The organism is Steroidobacter cummioxidans (assembly GCF_003104955.1).
In genome coordinates this window covers 97,003-116,124 of record NZ_LSRW01000002.1, presented here as the reverse complement: position 1 = coordinate 116,124, position 19,122 = coordinate 97,003, and the positions used below count along the sequence as shown (strand labels likewise).

Below are 19,122 nucleotides of genomic sequence, written 5' to 3'. Positions count from 1 at the left end.
GTGTCATGCGGCGGGAATGCCGCATGACGCGCGCACGCAAGCCAGGGCGTGTCGACGCGAGCACCATCGCGTCTCTCGTCATTACCGTGGAAGGTTGCAAGGCGATCAAGGACGCCGATCTTGCCCGCTTGCTTGGCCTCAGCCTGCCGATTTTTTATAAGCGCATCGGTGGCAAGCTGTGGGCCCTGAAATCGCCGGCGTACTTCAAGCTCGATCAACGCTACTCTCGCGGCCGGCTCGACCGTCGGCCCGCGCTCGCATTCACGCAGTCGGGCGTCGCGATGGTCGCCAGCATTCTCGGCAACGACGCCGCGCTGGAGATCGGCATGGACGTTATCTATGCATTGAGGAATCGCCGTCGCGATTCCGCTCATAAAAAGCGGCCCGTGCGACGTAACAACGATGCAGAGAAGGCTGCGCGTTACTACGAAGCCATGGCGCGCATGATGCAAGGGCGATTGCATGAGCTGCTGAAAAAGATGCGCCACTGACGCTCCAGGCTGGTGCGGCGAGCCACGCTCCGTTTTACAGTTGTTCAAAACATTCAGGGATCACCCTTGGGGCAGGCACATTGTGACAATTTAGGGAAGGTGACAGTTCGGTGATATCGTCGTCGCCGCGTCCCACGCCGATCAATCTGTGATGCAACTCTCTTTGTGGATGTGCGCTGCTGCCTACAGTGTGCGGCAGTTCGCAACCCCAGGAGATAACAATGAGCAATCCGTACGATACAGCTGGCGAGCGGATGTCCATCCTGCCGCCGACGTTGCGTTTCAAGGGCGAGCTTTCGGCCGATGAGGACTTGCTGATCCAGGGTCAGATCGAAGGCACGATCAAACATACCCAGCGCGTGACCGTGGGCAAGGAAGGCAAGGTCAAGGCCAGCATCAGCGCGCAGACCATCAAGATCGAAGGCACCGTCGAAGGCGATCTACACGCCGAGCGCTCGGTGTATGTGGAAGATTCCGGCAACCTGCGAGGGAACATTCATGCGCCCTCGGTGTGTCTGGTGGAAGGCTCGAAATTCAACGGCGCAGTCGACATGGATGTGAAGAAGTCGGCGCAAGTGCGAGGTAAGACGGGCACGTAACCCGTGTCGAAGGCAGTCGGGTCAGGACCGTTCGAACCTTGAAAAGATCATTTTGGAGGCCTCGTATGCGCAGCTTCGGATTCGATCAAAAGCAGGAACCGACCACGGACACGGTGCGTGTGCCGTCCTTGTCGTCCATGCCTCTGTCTCAAACGTCTCCTCAGTCATCTCAGTCTCAGGCGCCCGCGGTTGAGCCGCCGTCGAAGGCCGCTGCCGCACCGGATCGCAAGATTGCCGTGCTCGGGCCGACGTTACGGTTCAAAGGTGAGCTGAGCGCGGAAGAGGATTTCATTCTGCAGGGCCGGATCGAGGGCTCGATCAACCACACGCAGAGCGTGACCATCGGAACTGACGGTTCCGTGGTTGGAAACATTTATGCGCGCGTGGTTGTGGTGGATGGCAGCGTCGAAGGGGATCTGCACGGCGTCGAGTCGGTGGTCGTCCATGAAACGGGACGCGTCTCTGGGAATATCTTCGCGCCCAGAGTCGGGCTGGTGGATGGGGCGGTGTTCAACGGCCGCATCGATATGAGCGGGACCAACGTGGCTCAGTCCGCGCCGGCGGCCAAGAAACGAGTGGATAGCCCGACCATCTCTCCGGGCCAGCCGCTGTCGGCGGAGGAAACGGAGAAGGTGTTGGGCGGGAAGTAACAGCTCGGCTCGGAACGTTTGCCCAGGAAGAGGCCTCGGTGGCTGGCACGCCGCCGGGGCTGGGTTTCAGCCGCGCGTCTTCACTTCAACCGTTCCAACTTGCCTTTGCGACGAACGAGATTCTTATAATCCCACTGGATTTCACGAGACTCCGATAGCCATTTGCGCAAGGGGCCTGTTGCAACCTGATCGGCAGATGTGTACCGAGCTTCTGCCGCCTTGAATTTACCCTCCTGCTTCAGGCCAGGGGTGGCGAAAGACTGACCGCTCCAGAAAAGCAAGCGCACGCAGTCTTTCAGTTTGCTGTAGCCAACGATTGGATTGCCGTCCAGGAACCACACTGGATGTGCGTGCCACACCTTGTTTTCTGCCTCAGGCAACCCGCGCTCGATCTCTTGTGCCAGCAGCTCACAGATTAGCCGATCGCTGGCCGCTTGAGATTTGTTGTACTGCTTGGTGTCTAGATGAATCACGGTTTCTGCCTTTCTTGATAGTGCGCCCTCATCGGACGAGAGCAACCACGACTGATTCCTCGAGTCGCTGCAGCCGCCAATGGCTCGGCCCATTCGCGACTCCCAGGATCCGAACTGCGGTTCGGTCTTGGTCGTGCCAGTGCAGCGTAATCTCGATTGCGATCTCTTCGCCGCTGATGGTTGCGTACTTTACTACGGAGGGTTTTCCTACCAGTGCCGCGAGCTCACCATGAGGGATCGATGTCCACCGCTCGAGCTCCCGCGACAGAACTTGATAGGCGCTTGCCTTGTGCATTTTCTGCGTTCCCCGGCGCTCAACGCCGTCGTTAACCCGGAACGCGCGTTGTCGCACGCACTCGAGGTGATCGACTGACTAGAGCCAGCTTCCCCAAGAACCGCCCCAGATGAGGGTCGCTCCGGGGCAGTGGTGCTTCATTGAAATGAAACCACCGCACGGAGTGGAATTCTTCCCGATCGAATTCCAGTGCAAGGCGACGATCGGCATGGATCACGTACCAGAGCGAAACATCGGTGTGGCCCGCGGTAATGCCCACGGTTTCTGAAATAGTCAGCATCAGCGGCGCCTCGGGAGCATCGCTAAGACTGAGTCCCAGCTCCTCCTGCAACTCCCGAGCTACAGTGGCTCGCGGATGTTCGCCCGGCTCAACGTGGCCACCGCTTGGCAACCAAAGTCGTGCATTCTTGTGATCCACGAGCAGCACATAGTCGTGATCCACCAGTGCAAAGTACGAGATCAGGTGCTTCGGCGGTGTCGCCGGCTTCTGAGTTCGGCACAGCTCGACGCCGGAGTCGATCCAGGCAAGCGCATCTTCGCAATGCGCGCGCTCCAGCGCGTCGAACGGTTCTATGGAGGCAACTTCCTCTCGTATGGCGCTGCGCATTCCGGTGTGAGCCTGTAGCAGCGGTTTGTTATGTGCCATCGCCTAGCGCTCGAAGCACCGACGAGGCCAACTTCCTGGGACCGCGAGCCTGCGGATCTCTGCTCGCATGCTCTTGGCAAGCTTCCAGGAAGATGGCGCCAACCGATCCTTTTGAGTCCAATCCAACAGCCCGTCGCAGTCTGAGGCACTCCCGAGCACCATTGAGCAGAATCTCAGCGTCCGAGCCGAAAAGATGAGATGGCAGATTTGATGGGTTGAACTCCGTGTTCGTGAAAACATTAGATCCGCTCTCAGCGGCCTCCGGCAGAACGCGCAGAAGGTGCTGCTTGAGCTTCTCCTCTTCGGCCGCCAGTTCTAGCTCCAGCTTTTCAAATTTGGATGTCTTCATGACATTTCCATGGGAATGCCTTCCAACGCCGCCAGCTGCCTTAGAGCCAACGTCTGACTTGTCGAGTGTACTGCTGCCAGGCGACGCCGTGCGTGCGCGCCAGCCAAGGTTCCTCGCCGAGCACCACGCGCAGGTGGAAGGCGACCCCGATCGCGAGTGCGTAGGCTAATAAGCCAATCGAACTGAACGAAATAGACCAGCCCACCAGGACAGTGAACACGCACACATACATGGGATTGCGGCTGTAGCGGTACAGGCCGACGATCACTAGCGATTGCGGAGGTGCCCACGGGGCGAGCGTACCTTTGCCTGATACGTAGAAGTCTCGGACACACCACAGCAGACCGAAGGTGCCGAGTGCGATCAGTGCGAGGCCATACGGCCAGTGGAGCGCTCGATCCGTGAGCCACATCCATGCGCCGGGCACCAGATACGCAACGATGCCTGGCAGCGCGACGAATGCTATGACTGCTCTCGTGAAGATGGGTGAGCCCTAGCCCTTGCCGTCGTCGTCTTCTCCGAGAACCCATTTCTGCCACTTCTTCGGCAGTACAGATATCTGGGATGGGAATGTATTCGCTGGTTGATTGCCGCGTTCCTTCCAGATTCTGCGGACTGCAACGATAGAGCCAACCAAGAAGAACCCGAGGCCAATGAATGCAATTGCAGAATTGAGCGTGCGCGATCCAATCGCCAATATGAGGCCGAGGATGGCCACGAAAACGAAGAAATGAACGAACGCGCGTGGTTTGCCCAGCATGGCAGCTTTCCTTCAATGTCGCTTTTCAGTGCGCGACGTACGAACTCCGTCGTTGCTTCTTAGGCTTGCGCAGGTACGGATTCTTTACGGATTTCGAGAAATCGTAGCGCTTCTTCATCGGAGTCACCAACGATATTGGCGTTGGTTGGAGCGAGGCATCCTTGAATGCCCGCAACACGGCATTGATGCGGGTTTGATAACCGGGGCCTTGCGCCTTGAACCAGGCGAGGACATCCGCATCTACCCGCAGGGCGATGGACGCTTTTGGTGACACTGGCTGCAGTCCGCGACGAACAATGCCGCGAACGATATGCTGCATGTCGGCCTCCGGATGCTCCCCGGAGATGCTGATGCCCTTCTGTTTCATAGCGCGCACGCGCTTCCAGTCGGTCTTGGATGCTTTTGAAGAGGATCGCTTCTTCATTGCGGGTTGCTCGGCGAAAAGAGATGACGTGAATACGTTCGGTAGTCTCGGTGTGAACGATCGAAACGGCGATGCCGCCGAGAAATCCGAGCGATACCAAGCGCTGTTCCCCGTAGTCGAACCGATCGTCTTCAAACGTGAAGGTAGGTCCCTCGAACACTCGTGGCGTGTCGACAAAGTCGAAGCCATGAGCCTTCCAGGTTTCATCCCACGTGAAACGCATAGGCGGAGCGTATATACAGCCATCCAATAGGTCAAAGCTGCCCACGTCGCCCCTGCGACTGCTGGGTTCCCCGATCACGGAATACGCGGCACGGCGACAGAGTCGGCTGCAATCCCCCGACTCCACCGCTCGCAAAACTTCTGACTCTTATCCGCGCAAGTGCTTGCCCAGTTCCTTCGGGCTCACCAGTCCATTCAGAAACTCAAACGTTCCTTTCTCAAGAACCTCACGCGCGGCGTGATAAGCCCCACTCATCGCCGCCCGATGCAACGACGTCGCTAAGCTAATCCTTCGCACGCCAGCCTCTTGCAGCTCCGGCACGCTGAACGACCGCCCCGGAATTCCAACCATGAAGTTCACGGGTTTGGATAACGAGGAACAAACAGCCCGCACCGCCTTCAAATCCGGCAGCCCTGGCGCGAACAACACATCCGCGCCCGCCTTCTCGAACGCCTGCAATCGTTGGATCGTGTCGTCCAGGTCTGGATGGCCGTGCAGAAAGTTTTCGCAGCGGGCGGTGAGGATGAACGGCGTGCCCAATGATTTAACTGCCTCCACCGCTGCAGTCACACGCTCGACCGCCTGCTCGAAGTCATAAATCGGTTTGGTCGCCTCGCCGGTGTGGTCTTCGATCGAGCCGCCCGCCAGGCCCGTCTGGGCCGCGAGGCGGATTGTTTCGGCGACGAAGCTCGGTGCGTGTCCAAACCCGTTCTCGAGATCGGCCGACACTGGCACATCCACCGCTTCAACCAGCGCTTTCGCGTGCGCAAGCGCTTCGTCGCGGCTGATTTTGCCGTCTTGTCGGCCCAGCGTATTGGCGAAGGCCGCGCTCGAGGTCGCGATTGCCGGAAAACCCATCCCTGCAAACAGCATCGCAGAACCGGCGTCCCACGCGTTGGCGATAACAAACGGGCGAGGTTGGTCGTGCAGCGCTCGGAATGCGGCGGCTTTATCTTTTTGGGTGGCGGACATGGCGCGAGATCTCCTGAAGTTCATGTTCGGAGCCAACCTACTCGGAAAACCCGCCACCCGCTGTCAGGAACTTAAGCGGCTCCTCAGGTTGCGGAGGTGCGAGGAGGCGCTACGGAGGAAGATCGCAATCGGCGATACAGCGAGCGCACGCGCATGTACAGATCGGGATGACGCGTCAGCCAATGCCGAAGCCGGGGCGCGACGCGCAGGTGATATCGCAACCGTCCGCTCGGCGGCACCCGTTCACCGAGGCCTTCCTCGATGGTGTAGATGCACGGATTGCAGGTGCCGCACGGTTGGCCGCGGCGCGGGCGGTGACAGAACCAGGTGAGCTTCATGAGTTCGTCGAAGCCGCCGGCGCGCGCCTCGGACTGCATCTGGCGCTTGGTCGTGTCGAAGAGCGGGAAGCGAAACGATTTGAACAACTCGTAGCGGCAATCGCCGGCGAACCGTGGGGCGAGTCGATCGCGGCTCGGGCCGATCAGCTCAACGAGCAGCTCGCGGGCTTTGTCGTCCCGGTGAATGGACAGCTCCATGCCGTCGATGTCGTGCTGGCGGCAGTAGCGCGCCAGCCATTCGTACTGACCGCCGATGAAGCCGATGGCGAGGCAACGTTCGTAGTAATGCTGGGTCTCGCGATCGGCGTCGATATCGGCGAGTCGGCATTCGACGGTGTCGGCCAACCTGACAGCCGCCTCGGGCCGGCGTTTCAGCAGCGCCTGGCGGATCAGCCGCATCGCTTCGCGCTCGGCAGGCACGGCCGGCCGATAGTGCAAGCTGTCGACGATGTAGTAAGGCTGCACCTGGCGCTGCTCACGCAGCAGCAGAGTCAGCAACCGGAAGGTGGAGTCCCATCCTCCCGTCCATAGTAGTGGCGTCGTTGCCATGGGAGCCCTCGCCAAACAATTTCGTGGCGGGCGCCGCCCGCCAACTCGTGGAATGACGAACCGGGGTCGTCCATCGTTCCCTGGCGCTATGAAAAACCGCTGTCGATGCCGCACGACAGTTTGCATCTACGCACGCAGAGAGCGCAGCATCCGCTACACTTCGCCTCGGCAAAGTCCCTCTGGCCTGTGCGAAAACCAGCGATGAATAAACCTCTCGAAGCTGTGCAAGAACCAGCCGTCGAAATCCGTTTTGGCCAGGTCGGTCTGGCGCAGGTGCGTATTCGCACTACCGACGCCGGGGTCATTCTCGATGAGTTGACCGGTCGCGTGGCCTCGGCGCCGCAGTTTTTCGAGCGGACCGCGGTGTGCCTGGACCTGAGCGCACTGGAAAAAGAGCCCACGACGAGTGACATGCGCGCTGTGTTCGATGCTGTGCGGCGTGCCGGCATGCTCACGGTCGGATTGGCGCATGGAACCCAGGCCGTCGACACGCTGGCTCGTGCGCTCGATGTTCCGGTGCTCACGCAATTTCGCGTGCAGGGCAAGGCTTCGCCGGTGCAGCCGGTAGTCAAAGAGGCGCCCAAGGCCGCGCCGCCGCCCAGCGAGCCGCCGGTGTTGCATCCGCCTTCATTGATGCAGCATCAGCCGGTCCGTTCCGGGCAGCGCGTTTATGCGCGCAATTCGGATCTGGTGGTCACCTCGACGGTGGGCGCCGGCGCCGAAGTGATCGCCGATGGTTGCGTACATATCTATGGAACGCTGCGCGGTCGCGCCGTGGCCGGGGCCCGGGGCGAAGTCACTGCGCGCGTGTTCTGCCAGGAATTTCATGCCGAGCTGATTTCCATCGCCGGCGTGTTCCGGGTGTTCGAGACCTTGCCGCCCGAGCTGGCCGGCAAGCCCGTGCAAGCCTGGCTGGATGGCGACGATCTGCGCTTCGCCCGGATCGGTGGCTGAAGTGCAGGCCCGCCCAGTCCTTACTCTCGAATTCCAGAATCATAAACTTCCGCAAGGAGACTCCCACTTTGACTGAAATCATCGTTGTAACTTCCGGCAAGGGGGGTGTCGGCAAGACGACCACGTCCGCCAGCGTCGCTTGCGGCCTGGCACGCCGGGGCAAGCGCGTCGCCGTGATCGACTTCGATATCGGTCTGCGCAACCTCGACCTCATCATGGGCTGCGAGCGCCGCGTCGTTTACGATTTCGTCAACGTCATCCAGGGCGACTGCACGCTCAAGCAGGCGTTGATCAAGGACAAGCGCATCGAGACCCTGTTCGTGCTGGCTGCCTCGCAGACGCGCGACAAAGACGCGCTGTCGCTCGAAGGCGTGCGCAAGGTGTTCGATGAGATGATCGAAGACGGCTTCGACTACATCATCTGCGACTCGCCTGCCGGCATCGAAAAGGGCGCGCACCTGGCGATGTACTACGCCGACCGCGCCGTCGTGGTCGTGAATCCGGAAGTTTCCTCGGTGCGCGATTCCGATCGCATCCTCGGCCTGCTGTCCAGCAAGACGCAGCGTGCCGAGAAGGGCGAGGAGAAGATCAAGGAACATCTGCTGCTGACCCGCTACAGCCCGCGCCGGGTCGCCACCGGCGAGATGATGAGCGTCGCCGACGTGAAGGAGATCCTCGGCCTGGACGTCATCGGGGTGATTCCCGAGTCGCCGGACGTGCTGTCGGCGTCCAACGCCGGTACGCCAGTGATCCTCAACGAGCAGAGCGACGTGTCGAAGGCCTATGAGGACGCGGTCGCGCGCCTGCTGGGCGACACCCTGCCGTTGCGGTTCCTCGAAGAACCCAAGAAGGGCTTCCTGGCCCGCATGTTCGGAGGTTGAGAATGGGATTGCTCGCATTCTTTCGCCGCTCCTCCCCGCCGACTGCCAACGTGGCGAAAGAGCGGTTGCGCATCATCGTTGCCCAGGAGCGTACTGCGCTGGGCGGTCCGGACTACTTGCCGACCCTGCGGCGTGAGCTGCTCGAAGTCATCCGCAAGTACGTCAATGTCGATCCGGACGCCGTGCAGATGAACCTGGACAAGGAAGACGGCCACGAGGTGCTGGAGTTCACAGTGGCGCTGCCGGAGAAGGGCAAGGCATAGCCGGCGCTCGGCCAGCTGGGCTATATTGCACGCCATATGACCGCCCACCGAATCATCGGGATTCAAATTCGCCGCCCGGCATCCGCGGATGCCGGGGTGTCGATGCGAATTGTGAATTCCGGTGACTCAGAGGCGTTCAATCATGCAAGTCGGCAATGCTGCAGCTCTGCGGCTCAAAGCGGTGGTGGAAGCGGATCCAGGTGCACTGGTTCGCGTCCTGCAATTCTTCCAGGCGCGTAACCTCATCCCGCGCACGGTCGCGAGCGAACGGCTCGGCGACGAATACCTGCAGATTCAGATCGAGCTCGATCCGGCCGAGCTGGCCGCCGACGGCTTTCGCATCGTCGTCTCCAAGATCAACGAGTTGCCCCTGGTTCTGGCTGCGGTTGCCTGCGACTGATCGTTGACCGGAGCTGCCCCGCGCCCCGCCCGATCGGGGCACTGTCGGAATCCGTCATACTGCTTCGTCCTTGATTCATAGAGGAGCAAGTCATGCTGTATGCGGTCATCTGTTACAACTCCGAAGCGGTCGTCGGCGCGTGGTCGAAGGAAAAGGACGACGCGGTGATGGCGCACCATCAGGGAGTGCTCGCCAAATTTGCCGCCAAGGGCAAGCTCGGCCCGGTCGCGCGCCTCATGCCGACCACCACGGCCACGTCGGTGCGTAGCGGCCGCGAGAAGATGGTGCTCGACGGGCCTTTCGCCGAGACCAAGGAGCAAATGCTCGGTTTCTACCTGTTCGATTGCGACACGCTGGACGAAGTCATCGCCGCCGCGCGTGAGCTCGTGCACGAGCCCGGCTGCATGGAAATTCGCCCGGTGCAATTCTTCGAGCCAGGGGTGCTGAAGAGCGCTGCTGGTAAGTGAGTGACGCGTGAGCGACCTGAGTTGGATCGATGCAGCGATCACCGGCGCGCGGCCCCAGGCGGTCGCCGCGCTGCTGCGCTACTTCCGCAATCTCGAGACCGCCGAAGAGGCGTTTCAGGAAGCGTGCCTGCGCGCCTTGCAGAAGTGGCCGGTCAACGGTCCACCCCGGGATCCGGCGGCCTGGCTGATTCTGGTCGGGCGCAATTTCGCGCTCGACGAGGCGCGTAAGCGCAGCAAACAGCAGGCGTTGCCCGATGAGGAAGTGCTTTCCGATACAGGCGACGCCGAGACTGCCATGGCCGACCGGCTCGACAGCGAAGACTATCGCGACGACGTGCTCAGGCTGTTGTTCGTGTGCTGCCATCCGGACTTGCCTGCGACTCAGCAGATCGCGCTGGCTTTGCGCATCGTCTCGGGCTTGTCGGTGCCGGAAATCGCACGCGCCTTCCTGGTGGGCGAAGCTGCGATGGAGCAACGCATTACTCGCGCGAAGCGACGGATCTCCCAAGCCGACGTGCCGTTCGAGACGCCGGGAGCGGTGGAGCGGGCCGAGCGGTTGTCCACCGTCGCCGCGATGATCTATCTACTGTTCAACGAAGGCTATTCGGCGAGCGGTGGCGAGCTGCACATTCGCGAGCCGCTGTGCGAGGAGGCGATTCGTCTGTCCCGGCTGCTGCTGCGTTTGTTTCGTGGCGATCCGGAGATTCTGGGGCTGAACGCGCTGCTGTTGTTGCAGCACGCGCGCGCCCCGGCGCGGCTCGATGCAGAGCAGAACATTGTCTTGATGGACGATCAGGACCGTCGCTTGTGGCGGCGCGAGTTGATCGCCGAGGCGTTTGCACTGCTGGATAAAGCGGTTCGCTTGCAGCAGCCCGGGCCGTATCAGATTCAGGCGGCGATTGCGGCGGTTCACGCGCGTGCGCCGCGCTCGGAAGACACCAATTGGAACGAGATCGATCGGCTGTACGCATTGCTGGAAACGATCCAGCCATCGCCAGTCGTGACGTTGAATCGTGCAGTTGCCGTCATGAAGTGCGAGGGGCCGGAGGCGGCGTTGGCCATGGTCGAGCCGCTCGAGTCGGCGCTGTCGAGCTACTTTCATTTCCATGGACTGCGCGGCGGCTTGCTGATGCAGCTGAATCGGAACGACGAGGCGCGCGTGGCGTTCGATAAAGCGATTTCGCTGGCGAACACGGCCGCTGAAGCGGCGCACATTCGGACTCATTTGGACAAGCTGGCCGCCGAAGGCAAGAAGCGGCAGGCGCACTGACTATTTCGAGGCGCGCGCCGCCTTCGGATCGACATACGCGATCTGCTGGCCGCGCACCTCGTACGCTTGTTCGTTCGTATCGCCGCCAAATAGATCCGTCGGCTCGATCTTCAACTTCTCGCGCAGGCGTTGCATGGCTTGATCGTGCGACTCCACCGCGCCGTTCGCCAGAATGTGCGCCACGTCCTCGCCGCGCTTCACCAACTCCCGCGCGACCAGAATGGTGCGATGACAATCAAGTGGATCCTTTTCCGCGCACATGATGGCGACCGTATGTGACTTCGCGGCCGCCAGCAGGCGATCAATGCCTTGTCGGAAAAGTTCCGTCGCCGCGAGCCTTCGATAGCTCACGCGCCCTTGCTCGTAGCACGACGGATCCTTGCTCCGGGCGCCCAGTTCCTCCCCGAGGAACAGATATTCGATGCCCTGCCGTGAAAGCTCTTCGAGCAGCGCGTCGCGCCGGTACTGCGGGTTGAACCGGCTGTAAGGCGTTGATCGCACGTCGGCCAGCAGGGTCACGCCCTGGCCCTGCAGCAGCTTCAGGAAGTGCGCGATGGGATGGTTGGAATGGCCGACGGTATGGATCATGACCGGGCAAAAGTGCTGATGCGTGTCGGAAGCGCTGCTCGCCGTTCGTCCTAGGCTCATCAACCCAAGTGGCGGAGCAAGGCGATGAAGAATAACCCAATCGTGTCCCGAGACGAGTGGCTGGCCGCCCGCAAGCAGCTCCTGCAGAAAGAGAAGGAATTGACCCGCTTGCGAGATGAGCTCAGCGCCGCCCGGCGCGAGCTTCCCTGGGTACGCATCGACAAGCCGTATGTGTTCGAAGGCCCGCACGGACGCCGGACGCTGGCCGATCTGTTCGACGGCAGCAGTCAGTTGATGACATACCATTTCATGCTGGGACCAGACTGGCCGGCGGGATGTCCGAGCTGCTCATTCCTTGCCGACCACATCGACGGCGCGCTCGTCCATCTGCAACAGCGCGACGTGAAAGTGATGGCTGTGTCGCGCGCACCGTACTCGCAGATCGCCCCGTTCAGGCGGCGCATGGGCTGGCAGTTCGATTGGGTGTCTTCGCACGGCACCGATTTCAACTATGACTTCCAGGCGTCGCATACGCCGCAAGACATTTCCAACAACACGGCCTATTACAACTACGAGTTGCTCGAGTATCCGGCCGAGGAGACTCACGGCATCAGCGTTTTCTACAAGGACCCAGCCGGAAACGTCTTTCATACGTATTCGAGCTACGCCCGCGGCTGTGAGATGTTGGCGAACACGTACAACTTCCTGGACCTGGCGCCGAAGGGTCGCGACGAAGGCGCTCTCGAGTTCCCGATGGCTTGGGTCCGGCATCACGATCGATACGGCGCCGACCCGGTCGAGGCGAGCGTCACCCACGATCTTCGTGACCAGGAGACTGCCTGATGTGCCCCGCATGTTTTGCCGCGGCAGCATGGATTGCTGCTGGAGCTGGCTCGGCCGGTGGACTGACCGCTTTCGTCGTTACTCGTCGGCGTTCTCGCAAACAAGCCGAGACAGAACGGTCGCGTCCAGCGGCGGCGCCGTCGCCTGAGTCGAAGAAAGCGGATTAACTTTCCACCAGCTCCACGCTTTGGGGCGGTGAGGCAGCGAGCTCGGCCCAGTCGAGCTCCTGTTCCAGGGCGTGAAAGACATCGTCGTCGATGGCGCCCTCGCTGCGGAGCTCGGCAAGCTTGTTGCGCTTGGTTGCGATGTTCTCACGGCGCAAGGCGTCGAACTCGCTCACATCGAGCGGATGATCGCCGGCTTCGGTGATTCGTCTTTCCTCTTCGTAGGTATCGCGCAATCGAATCGCTGCCGGGTCGTCGCGATTCGCCATGCTGCTGACGGCGGCATCCAGCAACTGCAGGCGAGCCGCCGCGATCTGCTTCGCGAAGGAGCGATCCGGCGGAAATGACAACAGACGGATCAGCGGCCGCAACGTCAACCCTTGCACGACCAATGTGCCGAGCACGACCGCGAAGGCGCTCAGCACGATCAGGTCGCGCTGCGGAAACGTGCTTGGCAGGGACATCGCCGTTGCTAATGTCACAAGCCCTCGCATGCCACACCACGAGACGAGCACGGCGTGCGCCCAGCTGTTGCTCGCGCTTTTCCTGCCACGCTTCGCTGCCACGAATGCATACGTTCGCATGTACAGCATCACCCAGGCGAATCTCACTAGCACGACGACGCCGAACACCGTGGCCGCGAACCCGCACGCCTCCCAGATCTCGGCCGGGTTCAACCGCCGGATGATCCCGCTGGCTTGCAGGCCCATCAGCAGGAACGCCAGCACATTCAATAGAAACACGATGGCTTCCCACACCGCGTAGGTATGCACCCGTTCGCGAGGCGGCGTGCGCGCAGGCAGGATGTGGGCGATCGTCATTCCGAACGCGACCACGCAAAGGATGGCCGACAGGTGCATCCGTTCGGCGACGATCCACGCGCCGAAGGTGGCAATGAAGCCCAACAGCGTTGCGCTCAACGTTCCATACATCCAGCGCATCATCCACGCCAGCGTCGTGCCGATCGCGATCCCCAACAGCACTCCGCCGGGCACCGCGAAAGCCAGTTCGGGAATCAAGTGGGTCGCGGGCTTGTTCGAAGTGGCGATGCTGACGGCCGCCGCGAAGATCAACAGCGCAACAGCGTCATTGAGCAGGCTTTCGCCTTTCAACACGCTGACCATGCGACGAGGAATTTCTGCTCGCGCAAGCATGGCTGCAGCAGCCTGTGCATCGGGCGGAGCGACGATGGCGCCCAAGGCGACCGCGGCAGCGAGCGGAAATCCATGGAGTGCAACGGCAGTCCACGCGACTGCTGCGGTCGTCAGAATCACCGCGATTCCCGCCAGCGCAACCAGTGGTCGCCAATGCCGTCGCAACTCCCGCGGTGGCAAGTCGAACGCAGAATCGAGCAAGGCCGGCGCGATGAACAGCGCCAGCGCGAGCTCGGGCTGAATGACGATATGGGGCGCCCACGGCAGCATCGCGATGATGACGCCAGCGGCCGCCAGCATGGTCGGGTAGGGGATGGCGAAGCGTCGGGTCACCTGCAACAGCAGGATGGCGACGAACAGGAGCATCAGCAAAGTCTCGAAGAAGGTCATGACGGCGCATTGCTCCGGTTAGCAGGCGGTCACATTCCAATCTGCAGACCATCTTGACTCTAATTTTATGAAGGCCGCCAGAGCCGCGGGTACAGTGACGGCCCGTATTCCAACAACCAGGGTGGCCGGATGATCAATTCACCGCGGGTGGCTAGGGTTCTCGTGGCGCTTGCGGTAGCTGGCGCACTTACAGCGTGTAGCAAGACCCAGCCGGTGGCCGCCCCGCCCGCGCCGAGCCCGATCAAACTGACCGCCGGCATTCAGGACATCATGAAGGACATGATCGATCCGGCCGCGGATTTCCTGTGGGAATCGGTCAGCACGACGGAAACGGCCGAAGGTGTTGAAGAGAAGCAGCCGCGCACGGATGAGGAATGGGCGGAGGTGCGCAGGCAGGCGCTCATCCTGGCCGAGTCTGCGAACTTGCTGCTACTCGACGGGCGGCATGTCGCACGTGAAGGCAAGCAACTCGAGGACCACGGCACACCGGGCAATCTCACGGCCACCGAGTCGGAGCAAGCCATCGCAGCGGATCGCGCGGCGTTCGTCGGCTTCGGGCAGGCGCTGCACGATGTCGGCGTGCAGTTCCTGAAGGCCGCCGAAGAGCGCAGCCCGCAAGGGATCATGGACGCCGGCGAAACCATGGATCAGGTGTGCGAAGGTTGCCACCTGAAGTTCTGGTATCCCGGGCAGGTCATTCCGCCGCTGCCGGATCAGGCTCCCGAAGAGAAGTAAGCGCGGGCGCGGTGCGTTTCATTCCCATCATCAGCAGCGTTGCTGCGGCCACCAGCATGCTTGCGTTCACGCCGAGTGGGATCGGCGTGAACGCGGCACTACCGAACTTCACGATGTAACCCACGACCAGCGCGGCAATCGTAACTGCGCCCGCGATCTGCAGCCGGCGCTTCGCCAATGTTTCATCCTTCCAGCGATGCGCGACGGCGCCCGCGATCGCAATGACAATCCAGAACACGAGCGTGCCTGGAATGCCGAGCAACACCAGCGCGATGGCCGACAGTGCGAGTGCCGGCACCGTGCCCCACACGAGCCCTGCCCACGCGGTGTTCAGAAAGTCACGTCGCTTGCGCTTGGCCAACCAGATGTTGAAACCGGTGACCGATACGACCGACATCGCCAGCCCAAGAATGAAATAAAGCACCTTGACGCCGAAGCCGCCGAAATGGCCGAAGTGGATGCGATACGTCGAGAAGACGATCTGGCGGCCCGGCGGGCCGTCCGAGTAGCCGATCTTGTCGATGAAGTTGCCGGCGGTGTCGAAGCGATACTGCTCGACGTAGATCAATCGATCCGGCAGCTGGGTGCCGACCAGCATGAATTGATCGGGCTTGCCGGCCTCTTCGATGGTGACATACAGCGGTGTCGTGCCCGGCGCCATCGCACGCGTCTGCTGGATCGCCTTGCTGAGCGCGATCGGAGTGAGTGTCTGCTCCAGCTTCGGCTCCTCGCCATACACTTGCTCGAACAGCTTGAGGGTGTCGCCATTCGTGTAGATGCCCGCGAACACCAGCGCCATCATCTGCGCGAATCCAAAGTACGCGCCAGTGATTGCAATCATCAACTGGAATGGTGAGCTCCACACGCTGAGCCGATTGTGAATGTCCGCCTGCTCCAGACGTTTGGAGCCACCGAGGCGAAGCACGAACGCATCCTTGAAGATGCGGGGATGCGCGATCAGCCCGGAGACGATCAGGCCGCACAGAATTGCACCGAGCGCGCTCACGATGTACATGCCGAAGCTTTCCGGCAGGTGCAGATACAAATGCAGATTGATCAGCAGGTGGGTCCAGTCATGGTTCACTCGCTCGCCGCGTGAGCCGTCGGGATTGATGAACCAGCCTTCCTGCTCGCTCGAAATGCTGGCGCGCGGCGCCTCGGGCGACGGCAGACTGATGTACATGTGCTCCGTGACTTCGACGCCACTCGCGACGAGCTCGTGGTACGCACGCTCCAGCGCTGCCGGGTCGTAGTCCTGCACTTCCTGGATCTGCGGCTGTTCCCAGCGCTCCAATTCCGGATAGAACACCGCCAGCGTGCCGGACAGGCACACCAGATACATCAACGCGCCGACCATCAGGCCGAGCCACGAATGGCTCGACAGCGATTGTTTGACCAGGCTCGCGGAAGGAATGAGGTTCATTTCAGCCCCGCGGTGGCCACGCCGATCAGCCCCAGCACGATGATGGTGATCGCCGGGCGCGCGGGCTTGCTGTCGGCAATCACCCAGTACGCCGCGCATCCCCACACGAACGGCATGAACAACACGGCGAAGGCGATGTGACTCAGATAGCTGAAGGGCAGGGCTCGTGCGAGTGCGACGCTGACAAAAACCGCGGCGGCTGCGCTCACTGGCACCGTCATTACAAACAACAACAGATGACGCGACAGGCTGCGCGTGCCGTCGGTCTCGACCTGCTCCGTTGGCTCGGCGACTTTGCGCTTACGGACCTTGCTCTGACGCAGTTCCAGATTGACGGCGACCAGCAACCAGGCGACCAGCGCCGGCGCAGTGAAGATCACCGTGGTGCCGAATTCGGCGCCGCTGGCTTGGATCGCCAGGTAACCGGAGCCGATCAGCAGCAGCCAGCCGAGCAGCGTCGGCCGCAGTTGCGCGGCCAGCCGATCTTTCCACGAGCCGTACAAGCAGCCGACGCCCGCGATGCCGAGCGCGTAGGCCGCGATGGTACTGATCATTGCTGTCGCTTGGTGCCAGGAGGGAACCAAGCCTAACGCGAATCATTCTCATCGACAATGGCTCGCGATCTGCCCTGATCGACGCCGCTACTTGAAGCGACCGATCCAGGTCTCGAAGTCGCTGAGCATGGAGGTGAGCAGCTTGATCGTGTCTTCGCTCACGAGCTTGCCGTTGCTGTCGAACAGCTTGGCCGCCTCGCCCAGGTAGATTTCCGGCGCGGGCATGACGGGGACGCCGCTGACGGACAGCGACAAGCGCAGCTGCTGATGCGCGGCCATCGCGCCGAGCCTGCCGGGAGTCAGCGATATCACCGCAGCAGGTTTGCCGCGCCAGACGCCTTGCTTCGGCGGGCGCGAGCCGACATCGATGGCATTCTTCACGGCAGCGGGCATGCCGCGGTTGTATTCGGGCGTAATGAATAGGAGGGCGTCGCTGCTCTTCACTTGATTGCGAAACGTGGTCCACGCGGGCGGCGGCGTGTCCGTTTCCAAATCCTGGTTGTACAGCGGCAGTTCGCCGATGCCGATCTCGGTGAGCTTGAACGACGACGGCGCGATGTCGGGGAGCGCACGCGAGAGCATGCGGGTGTACGCGCCTTTGCGCAGGCTGCCGACGATGTAGCCGACGTTGATCATGGAAAGCTCCCGGTCAAGGTTGAGTCTGTTTGTGGCACGCGTCGCAGGAGGGTCATGTCGTAGCCCATCGCGCGTACTCTCTCGGACAGCGCGTCGAACTCCGCAGGCGGAATGTGCGGCGTGCGCGCCATGATCCATACATAGTCCCGTTGCTCGCGGGCGATGATGGTTTGTTGATACTGCTGATCGAGATGGACGATGACGTAGTTGGTCTCCATCGGCCAGATGAATCGCATGCCCCACTCGGCGTTGCTACCAGGGTCACGCACGAAGCCCCTGGGTTGGTATGTCTTGCGCGGCCCGTCTGGCGCATCCTGATTGAACGTGAACGTCGTCATGATGGTGCCGTCGGATCGCAGCCGATACGACTCGACGGCGTTGTACGCACCTTTCTCGCGGAAGGTCGGGATGTGCGCGATGACATACCAATTGCCCATGAAGCGTGGCAGATCCACTTTCGCCACCGGCCGCAGCGGCGGCTTCGCCGGCGTCGTCTGGCACGCGGCCAGCGACAGGAAGCTGCCCAGCAGCGCGCACTGAACCAGCACGTAGACAATTCTCTTCATGATCCGCCATCTTAGTATCGAACGGCGCAGTGTGGCCATTCGGTGCCAGTGCGACGCTGCAGAAAAGTGCTAACGGCCAAGCCGTCGCGACGCTAGGATGCGTGCATGTGTGGTCGCTATGTCTCTCCCGAAGAAGCCGCGATCGAACGTGCGGTGGAAATCCAGCGTCGCAGCTGGTCGTCGCGCTTTCGCTCGCAAGGTCTGTTCGGCATCCGCTACAACGTGTCGCCGACCGATCCTGTGCCGGTCGTGCGGGTGGTGCGCGAATTGGATGGGCAGCGGGAAGGCACGCATCTGCGCTGGGGATTGATCCCGCACTGGGCCCGCGGCAAACCCATGGGCAACACGATCAACGCGCGCATCGAGACGCTGCGGACCAATTCGTCTTTTCGAGATGCGTGGCAGCGAGGGCAGCGATGCCTGGTGGCGCTGTCCGGTTTCTATGAGTGGCAGGCGCAACCGCCAGACTGGCAGGTCGCCGTGCCTTACTACATCACCGTCGTCGATCAGGATCCGTTCTTCCTCGCCGGCCTGTGGGATCGCACCGTCACAGAATCTGGCGAAGTGATCGAGTCCTGCACCGTCATCACCATGCCCGCGAACGAGCTGCTGGCGGATATTCACAATTCCAAAAAGACCGCCGGCAAGCGCGTGCTGCTCGCCCCCGAAGAGCGCCGCATGCCCGCGATCCTCGCCCAGGAAGATCACGAAGCCTGGCTCACCGGCACTCCTGCCGAAGCATTCGCCACGCTCAAACAATTTCCTTCCGGCTTGATGTTCGCTTACCCCGTCAGCAACCGGGTCAACAGCAACCGCAACGACGGCCCGGACTTGATCAAGCCGCGGGGCGAAGAGGGCGGGCAGTCGGATTTGTTTGGTTAGGTGAGCGTCGCTCGCCGTGCGGCGAGCCCGACAATCGCGACATTCACGGTACGGTCGGAGGCGTTCATACTCGCCTGCATGCGTGATTTGCCTTCACGGCCGCCGTCTCCCGCCAAGCACATTCTTCGGGGCCTGTTCGAACTGCGGCCGGCACCTGCGGGGCGGGCGTGGTTTTCGTTGCGG

At 61.6% G+C, this 19,122-nt stretch carries 26 protein-coding genes and 1 pseudogene; 12 read left to right on the top strand and 15 right to left on the bottom strand.

The features are described from left to right. Positions 1-23: 23 nt before the first annotated feature. The 3 genes from D0550_RS01110 (at position 24) to D0550_RS01100 (ending at position 1,740) form a co-directional block, all read left to right on the top strand. Positions 24-491 (top strand): hypothetical protein, encoded by a 468-nt coding sequence (locus D0550_RS01110; protein WP_116807246.1) that lies wholly within the window; start codon positions 24-26, stop codon positions 489-491. Positions 492-712: 221 nt separating this feature from the next. Next, positions 713-1,090, top strand: a complete 378-nt coding sequence (locus D0550_RS01105; RefSeq protein WP_116807245.1) for a bactofilin family protein — start codon at positions 713-715, stop codon at positions 1,088-1,090. Between the two features lie 65 nt (positions 1,091-1,155). After that, positions 1,156-1,740: a bactofilin family protein gene (locus tag D0550_RS01100; RefSeq protein ID WP_116807244.1), complete on the top strand. Its 585-nt coding sequence runs from the start codon at positions 1,156-1,158 to the stop codon at positions 1,738-1,740. 80 nt (positions 1,741-1,820) lie between these two features. On the opposite strand, the gene D0550_RS01095 is transcribed toward D0550_RS01100, so the two are convergent. From D0550_RS01095 to D0550_RS01060, 9 genes and pseudogenes are all read right to left on the bottom strand, one after another. Further along, the gene (locus D0550_RS01095; protein ID WP_116807310.1) at positions 1,821-2,210 is read right to left on the bottom strand and encodes a DUF1801 domain-containing protein; all 390 of its coding nucleotides are present in this window, start codon (positions 2,208-2,210) and stop codon (positions 1,821-1,823) included. A gap of 329 nt (positions 2,211-2,539) precedes the next feature. Beyond that, a complete protein-coding gene (locus tag D0550_RS01090) occupies positions 2,540-3,154 on the bottom strand; it encodes an NUDIX domain-containing protein (RefSeq protein WP_206606019.1) in 615 nt (204 codons plus the stop codon). After that, positions 3,144-3,503, bottom strand: coding sequence for a hypothetical protein (locus tag D0550_RS01085; RefSeq protein WP_116807243.1), 360 nt, complete (start codon positions 3,501-3,503; stop codon positions 3,144-3,146). The genes D0550_RS01090 and D0550_RS01085 overlap by 11 nt, the downstream gene beginning before the upstream one ends. A 40-nt stretch (positions 3,504-3,543) precedes the next feature. Beyond that, the gene (locus D0550_RS01080) at positions 3,544-3,915 is read right to left on the bottom strand and encodes a methyltransferase family protein (RefSeq protein ID WP_116807242.1); all 372 of its coding nucleotides are present in this window, start codon (positions 3,913-3,915) and stop codon (positions 3,544-3,546) included. A gap of 81 nt (positions 3,916-3,996) precedes the next feature. Further along, positions 3,997-4,263 carry a hypothetical protein gene (locus D0550_RS01075; RefSeq protein WP_116807241.1) on the bottom strand — a complete coding sequence of 89 codons (267 nt, stop codon included), beginning with the start codon at positions 4,261-4,263 and terminating at the stop codon, positions 3,997-3,999. Between the two features lie 25 nt (positions 4,264-4,288). After that, the gene (locus D0550_RS36730; RefSeq protein WP_206606018.1) at positions 4,289-4,687 is read right to left on the bottom strand and encodes a BrnA antitoxin family protein; all 399 of its coding nucleotides are present in this window, start codon (positions 4,685-4,687) and stop codon (positions 4,289-4,291) included. 55 nt (positions 4,688-4,742) lie between these two features. Continuing rightward, positions 4,743-4,910: pseudogene (locus tag D0550_RS36725) on the bottom strand (BrnT family toxin); the annotation flags it as partial. 147 nt (positions 4,911-5,057) lie between these two features. Beyond that, positions 5,058-5,882, bottom strand: a complete 825-nt coding sequence (locus D0550_RS01065; RefSeq protein WP_116807239.1) for an isocitrate lyase/PEP mutase family protein — start codon at positions 5,880-5,882, stop codon at positions 5,058-5,060. Positions 5,883-5,965: 83 nt separating this feature from the next. Beyond that, complete coding sequence (locus D0550_RS01060) at positions 5,966-6,769, bottom strand: adenine nucleotide alpha hydrolase family protein (RefSeq protein WP_153066989.1); 804 nt, start codon at positions 6,767-6,769, stop codon at positions 5,966-5,968. A gap of 201 nt (positions 6,770-6,970) precedes the next feature. Between D0550_RS01060 and minC the strand changes: the two genes are divergently transcribed. From minC to D0550_RS01030, 6 genes are all read left to right on the top strand, one after another. Continuing rightward, entirely contained in the window at positions 6,971-7,723 is a 753-nt protein-coding gene (minC, locus tag D0550_RS01055; protein WP_116807237.1) for a septum site-determining protein MinC, read from the top strand. Between the two features lie 68 nt (positions 7,724-7,791). After that, positions 7,792-8,604 (top strand): septum site-determining protein MinD, encoded by an 813-nt coding sequence (minD, locus tag D0550_RS01050; RefSeq protein WP_116807236.1) that lies wholly within the window; start codon positions 7,792-7,794, stop codon positions 8,602-8,604. A 2-nt stretch (positions 8,605-8,606) separates the two neighbouring features. After that, the gene (gene minE, locus D0550_RS01045; protein WP_116807235.1) at positions 8,607-8,867 is read left to right on the top strand and encodes a cell division topological specificity factor MinE; all 261 of its coding nucleotides are present in this window, start codon (positions 8,607-8,609) and stop codon (positions 8,865-8,867) included. A 142-nt stretch (positions 8,868-9,009) separates the two neighbouring features. Next, the gene (locus D0550_RS01040) at positions 9,010-9,267 is read left to right on the top strand and encodes a hypothetical protein (protein ID WP_116807234.1); all 258 of its coding nucleotides are present in this window, start codon (positions 9,010-9,012) and stop codon (positions 9,265-9,267) included. 92 nt (positions 9,268-9,359) lie between these two features. Beyond that, positions 9,360-9,734, top strand: a complete 375-nt coding sequence (locus D0550_RS01035) for a YciI family protein (protein WP_116807233.1) — start codon at positions 9,360-9,362, stop codon at positions 9,732-9,734. Between the two features lie 7 nt (positions 9,735-9,741). Continuing rightward, positions 9,742-11,004, top strand: coding sequence for an RNA polymerase sigma factor (locus D0550_RS01030; protein WP_116807232.1), 1,263 nt, complete (start codon positions 9,742-9,744; stop codon positions 11,002-11,004). On the opposite strand, the gene D0550_RS01025 is transcribed toward D0550_RS01030, so the two are convergent. Continuing rightward, on the bottom strand, positions 11,005-11,592 hold the full coding sequence (locus D0550_RS01025) for a DUF488 domain-containing protein (RefSeq protein ID WP_206606017.1): 588 nt from the start codon (positions 11,590-11,592) through the stop codon (positions 11,005-11,007). Positions 11,593-11,676: 84 nt separating this feature from the next. Between D0550_RS01025 and D0550_RS01020 the strand changes: the two genes are divergently transcribed. Continuing rightward, a complete protein-coding gene (locus D0550_RS01020; RefSeq protein ID WP_116807230.1) occupies positions 11,677-12,435 on the top strand; it encodes a DUF899 domain-containing protein in 759 nt (252 codons plus the stop codon). A 163-nt stretch (positions 12,436-12,598) separates the two neighbouring features. Here D0550_RS01020 and D0550_RS01015 read toward each other — a convergent pair whose 3' ends face one another. Next, positions 12,599-14,143 carry a cation:proton antiporter gene (locus D0550_RS01015; protein ID WP_116807229.1) on the bottom strand — a complete coding sequence of 515 codons (1,545 nt, stop codon included), beginning with the start codon at positions 14,141-14,143 and terminating at the stop codon, positions 12,599-12,601. 213 nt (positions 14,144-14,356) lie between these two features. Here D0550_RS01015 and D0550_RS01010 point away from each other — a divergent pair, with 213 nt between their 5' ends. Continuing rightward, entirely contained in the window at positions 14,357-14,878 is a 522-nt protein-coding gene (locus D0550_RS01010; RefSeq protein ID WP_116807228.1) for a hypothetical protein, read from the top strand. Here D0550_RS01010 and D0550_RS01005 read toward each other — a convergent pair. The 4 genes from D0550_RS01005 to D0550_RS00990 all read right to left on the bottom strand — a co-directional run bounded on the left by D0550_RS01005 (position 14,838) and on the right by D0550_RS00990 (position 18,057). After that, positions 14,838-16,301, bottom strand: coding sequence for a PepSY-associated TM helix domain-containing protein (locus D0550_RS01005; RefSeq protein WP_116807227.1), 1,464 nt, complete (start codon positions 16,299-16,301; stop codon positions 14,838-14,840). The genes D0550_RS01010 and D0550_RS01005 overlap by 41 nt on opposite strands. Continuing rightward, on the bottom strand, positions 16,298-16,855 hold the full coding sequence (locus tag D0550_RS01000; protein ID WP_116807226.1) for a hypothetical protein: 558 nt from the start codon (positions 16,853-16,855) through the stop codon (positions 16,298-16,300). The genes D0550_RS01005 and D0550_RS01000 overlap by 4 nt, the downstream gene beginning before the upstream one ends. A gap of 87 nt (positions 16,856-16,942) precedes the next feature. After that, entirely contained in the window at positions 16,943-17,491 is a 549-nt protein-coding gene (locus D0550_RS00995; RefSeq protein ID WP_116807225.1) for an NADPH-dependent FMN reductase, read from the bottom strand. Further along, entirely contained in the window at positions 17,488-18,057 is a 570-nt protein-coding gene (locus D0550_RS00990) for a lipocalin family protein (RefSeq protein WP_116807224.1), read from the bottom strand. Before D0550_RS00990 ends, D0550_RS00995 begins: the two co-directional genes overlap by 4 nt. Before the next feature lie 105 nt (positions 18,058-18,162). Here D0550_RS00990 and D0550_RS00985 point away from each other — a divergent pair, with 105 nt between their 5' ends. After that, positions 18,163-18,939, top strand: a complete 777-nt coding sequence (locus D0550_RS00985; protein ID WP_116807223.1) for an SOS response-associated peptidase — start codon at positions 18,163-18,165, stop codon at positions 18,937-18,939. The last annotated feature ends 183 nt before the right edge of the window (positions 18,940-19,122 follow it).

Bases quoted from the DNA above. Each gene is read 5' to 3' on its own strand.
- D0550_RS01110 (WP_116807246.1), top strand. From the start codon at position 24: ATGACGCGCGCACGCAAGCCAGGGCGTGTCGACGCGAGCACCATCGCG.
- D0550_RS01105 (WP_116807245.1), top strand. From the start codon at position 713: ATGAGCAATCCGTACGATACAGCTGGCGAGCGGATGTCCATCCTGCCG.
- D0550_RS01100 (WP_116807244.1), top strand. From the start codon at position 1,156: ATGCGCAGCTTCGGATTCGATCAAAAGCAGGAACCGACCACGGACACG.
- D0550_RS01090 (WP_206606019.1), bottom strand. From the start codon at position 3,154: ATGGCACATAACAAACCGCTGCTACAGGCTCACACCGGAATGCGCAGC.
- D0550_RS01085 (WP_116807243.1), bottom strand. From the start codon at position 3,503: ATGAAGACATCCAAATTTGAAAAGCTGGAGCTAGAACTGGCGGCCGAA.
- D0550_RS01080 (WP_116807242.1), bottom strand. From the start codon at position 3,915: ATGTGGCTCACGGATCGAGCGCTCCACTGGCCGTATGGCCTCGCACTG.
- D0550_RS01075 (WP_116807241.1), bottom strand. From the start codon at position 4,263: ATGCTGGGCAAACCACGCGCGTTCGTTCATTTCTTCGTTTTCGTGGCC.
- D0550_RS36730 (WP_206606018.1), bottom strand. From the start codon at position 4,687: ATGAAGAAGCGATCCTCTTCAAAAGCATCCAAGACCGACTGGAAGCGC.
- D0550_RS01065 (WP_116807239.1), bottom strand. From the start codon at position 5,882: ATGTCCGCCACCCAAAAAGATAAAGCCGCCGCATTCCGAGCGCTGCAC.
- D0550_RS01060 (WP_153066989.1), bottom strand. From the start codon at position 6,769: ATGGCAACGACGCCACTACTATGGACGGGAGGATGGGACTCCACCTTC.
- minC (WP_116807237.1), top strand. From the start codon at position 6,971: ATGAATAAACCTCTCGAAGCTGTGCAAGAACCAGCCGTCGAAATCCGT.
- minE (WP_116807235.1), top strand. From the start codon at position 8,607: ATGGGATTGCTCGCATTCTTTCGCCGCTCCTCCCCGCCGACTGCCAAC.
- D0550_RS01040 (WP_116807234.1), top strand. From the start codon at position 9,010: ATGCAAGTCGGCAATGCTGCAGCTCTGCGGCTCAAAGCGGTGGTGGAA.
- D0550_RS01035 (WP_116807233.1), top strand. From the start codon at position 9,360: ATGCTGTATGCGGTCATCTGTTACAACTCCGAAGCGGTCGTCGGCGCG.
- D0550_RS01025 (WP_206606017.1), bottom strand. From the start codon at position 11,592: ATGATCCATACCGTCGGCCATTCCAACCATCCCATCGCGCACTTCCTG.
- D0550_RS01020 (WP_116807230.1), top strand. From the start codon at position 11,677: ATGAAGAATAACCCAATCGTGTCCCGAGACGAGTGGCTGGCCGCCCGC.
- D0550_RS01015 (WP_116807229.1), bottom strand. From the start codon at position 14,143: ATGACCTTCTTCGAGACTTTGCTGATGCTCCTGTTCGTCGCCATCCTG.
- D0550_RS01005 (WP_116807227.1), bottom strand. From the start codon at position 16,301: ATGAACCTCATTCCTTCCGCGAGCCTGGTCAAACAATCGCTGTCGAGC.
- D0550_RS01000 (WP_116807226.1), bottom strand. From the start codon at position 16,855: ATGATCAGTACCATCGCGGCCTACGCGCTCGGCATCGCGGGCGTCGGC.
- D0550_RS00995 (WP_116807225.1), bottom strand. From the start codon at position 17,491: ATGATCAACGTCGGCTACATCGTCGGCAGCCTGCGCAAAGGCGCGTAC.
- D0550_RS00990 (WP_116807224.1), bottom strand. From the start codon at position 18,057: ATGAAGAGAATTGTCTACGTGCTGGTTCAGTGCGCGCTGCTGGGCAGC.
- D0550_RS00985 (WP_116807223.1), top strand. From the start codon at position 18,163: ATGTGTGGTCGCTATGTCTCTCCCGAAGAAGCCGCGATCGAACGTGCG.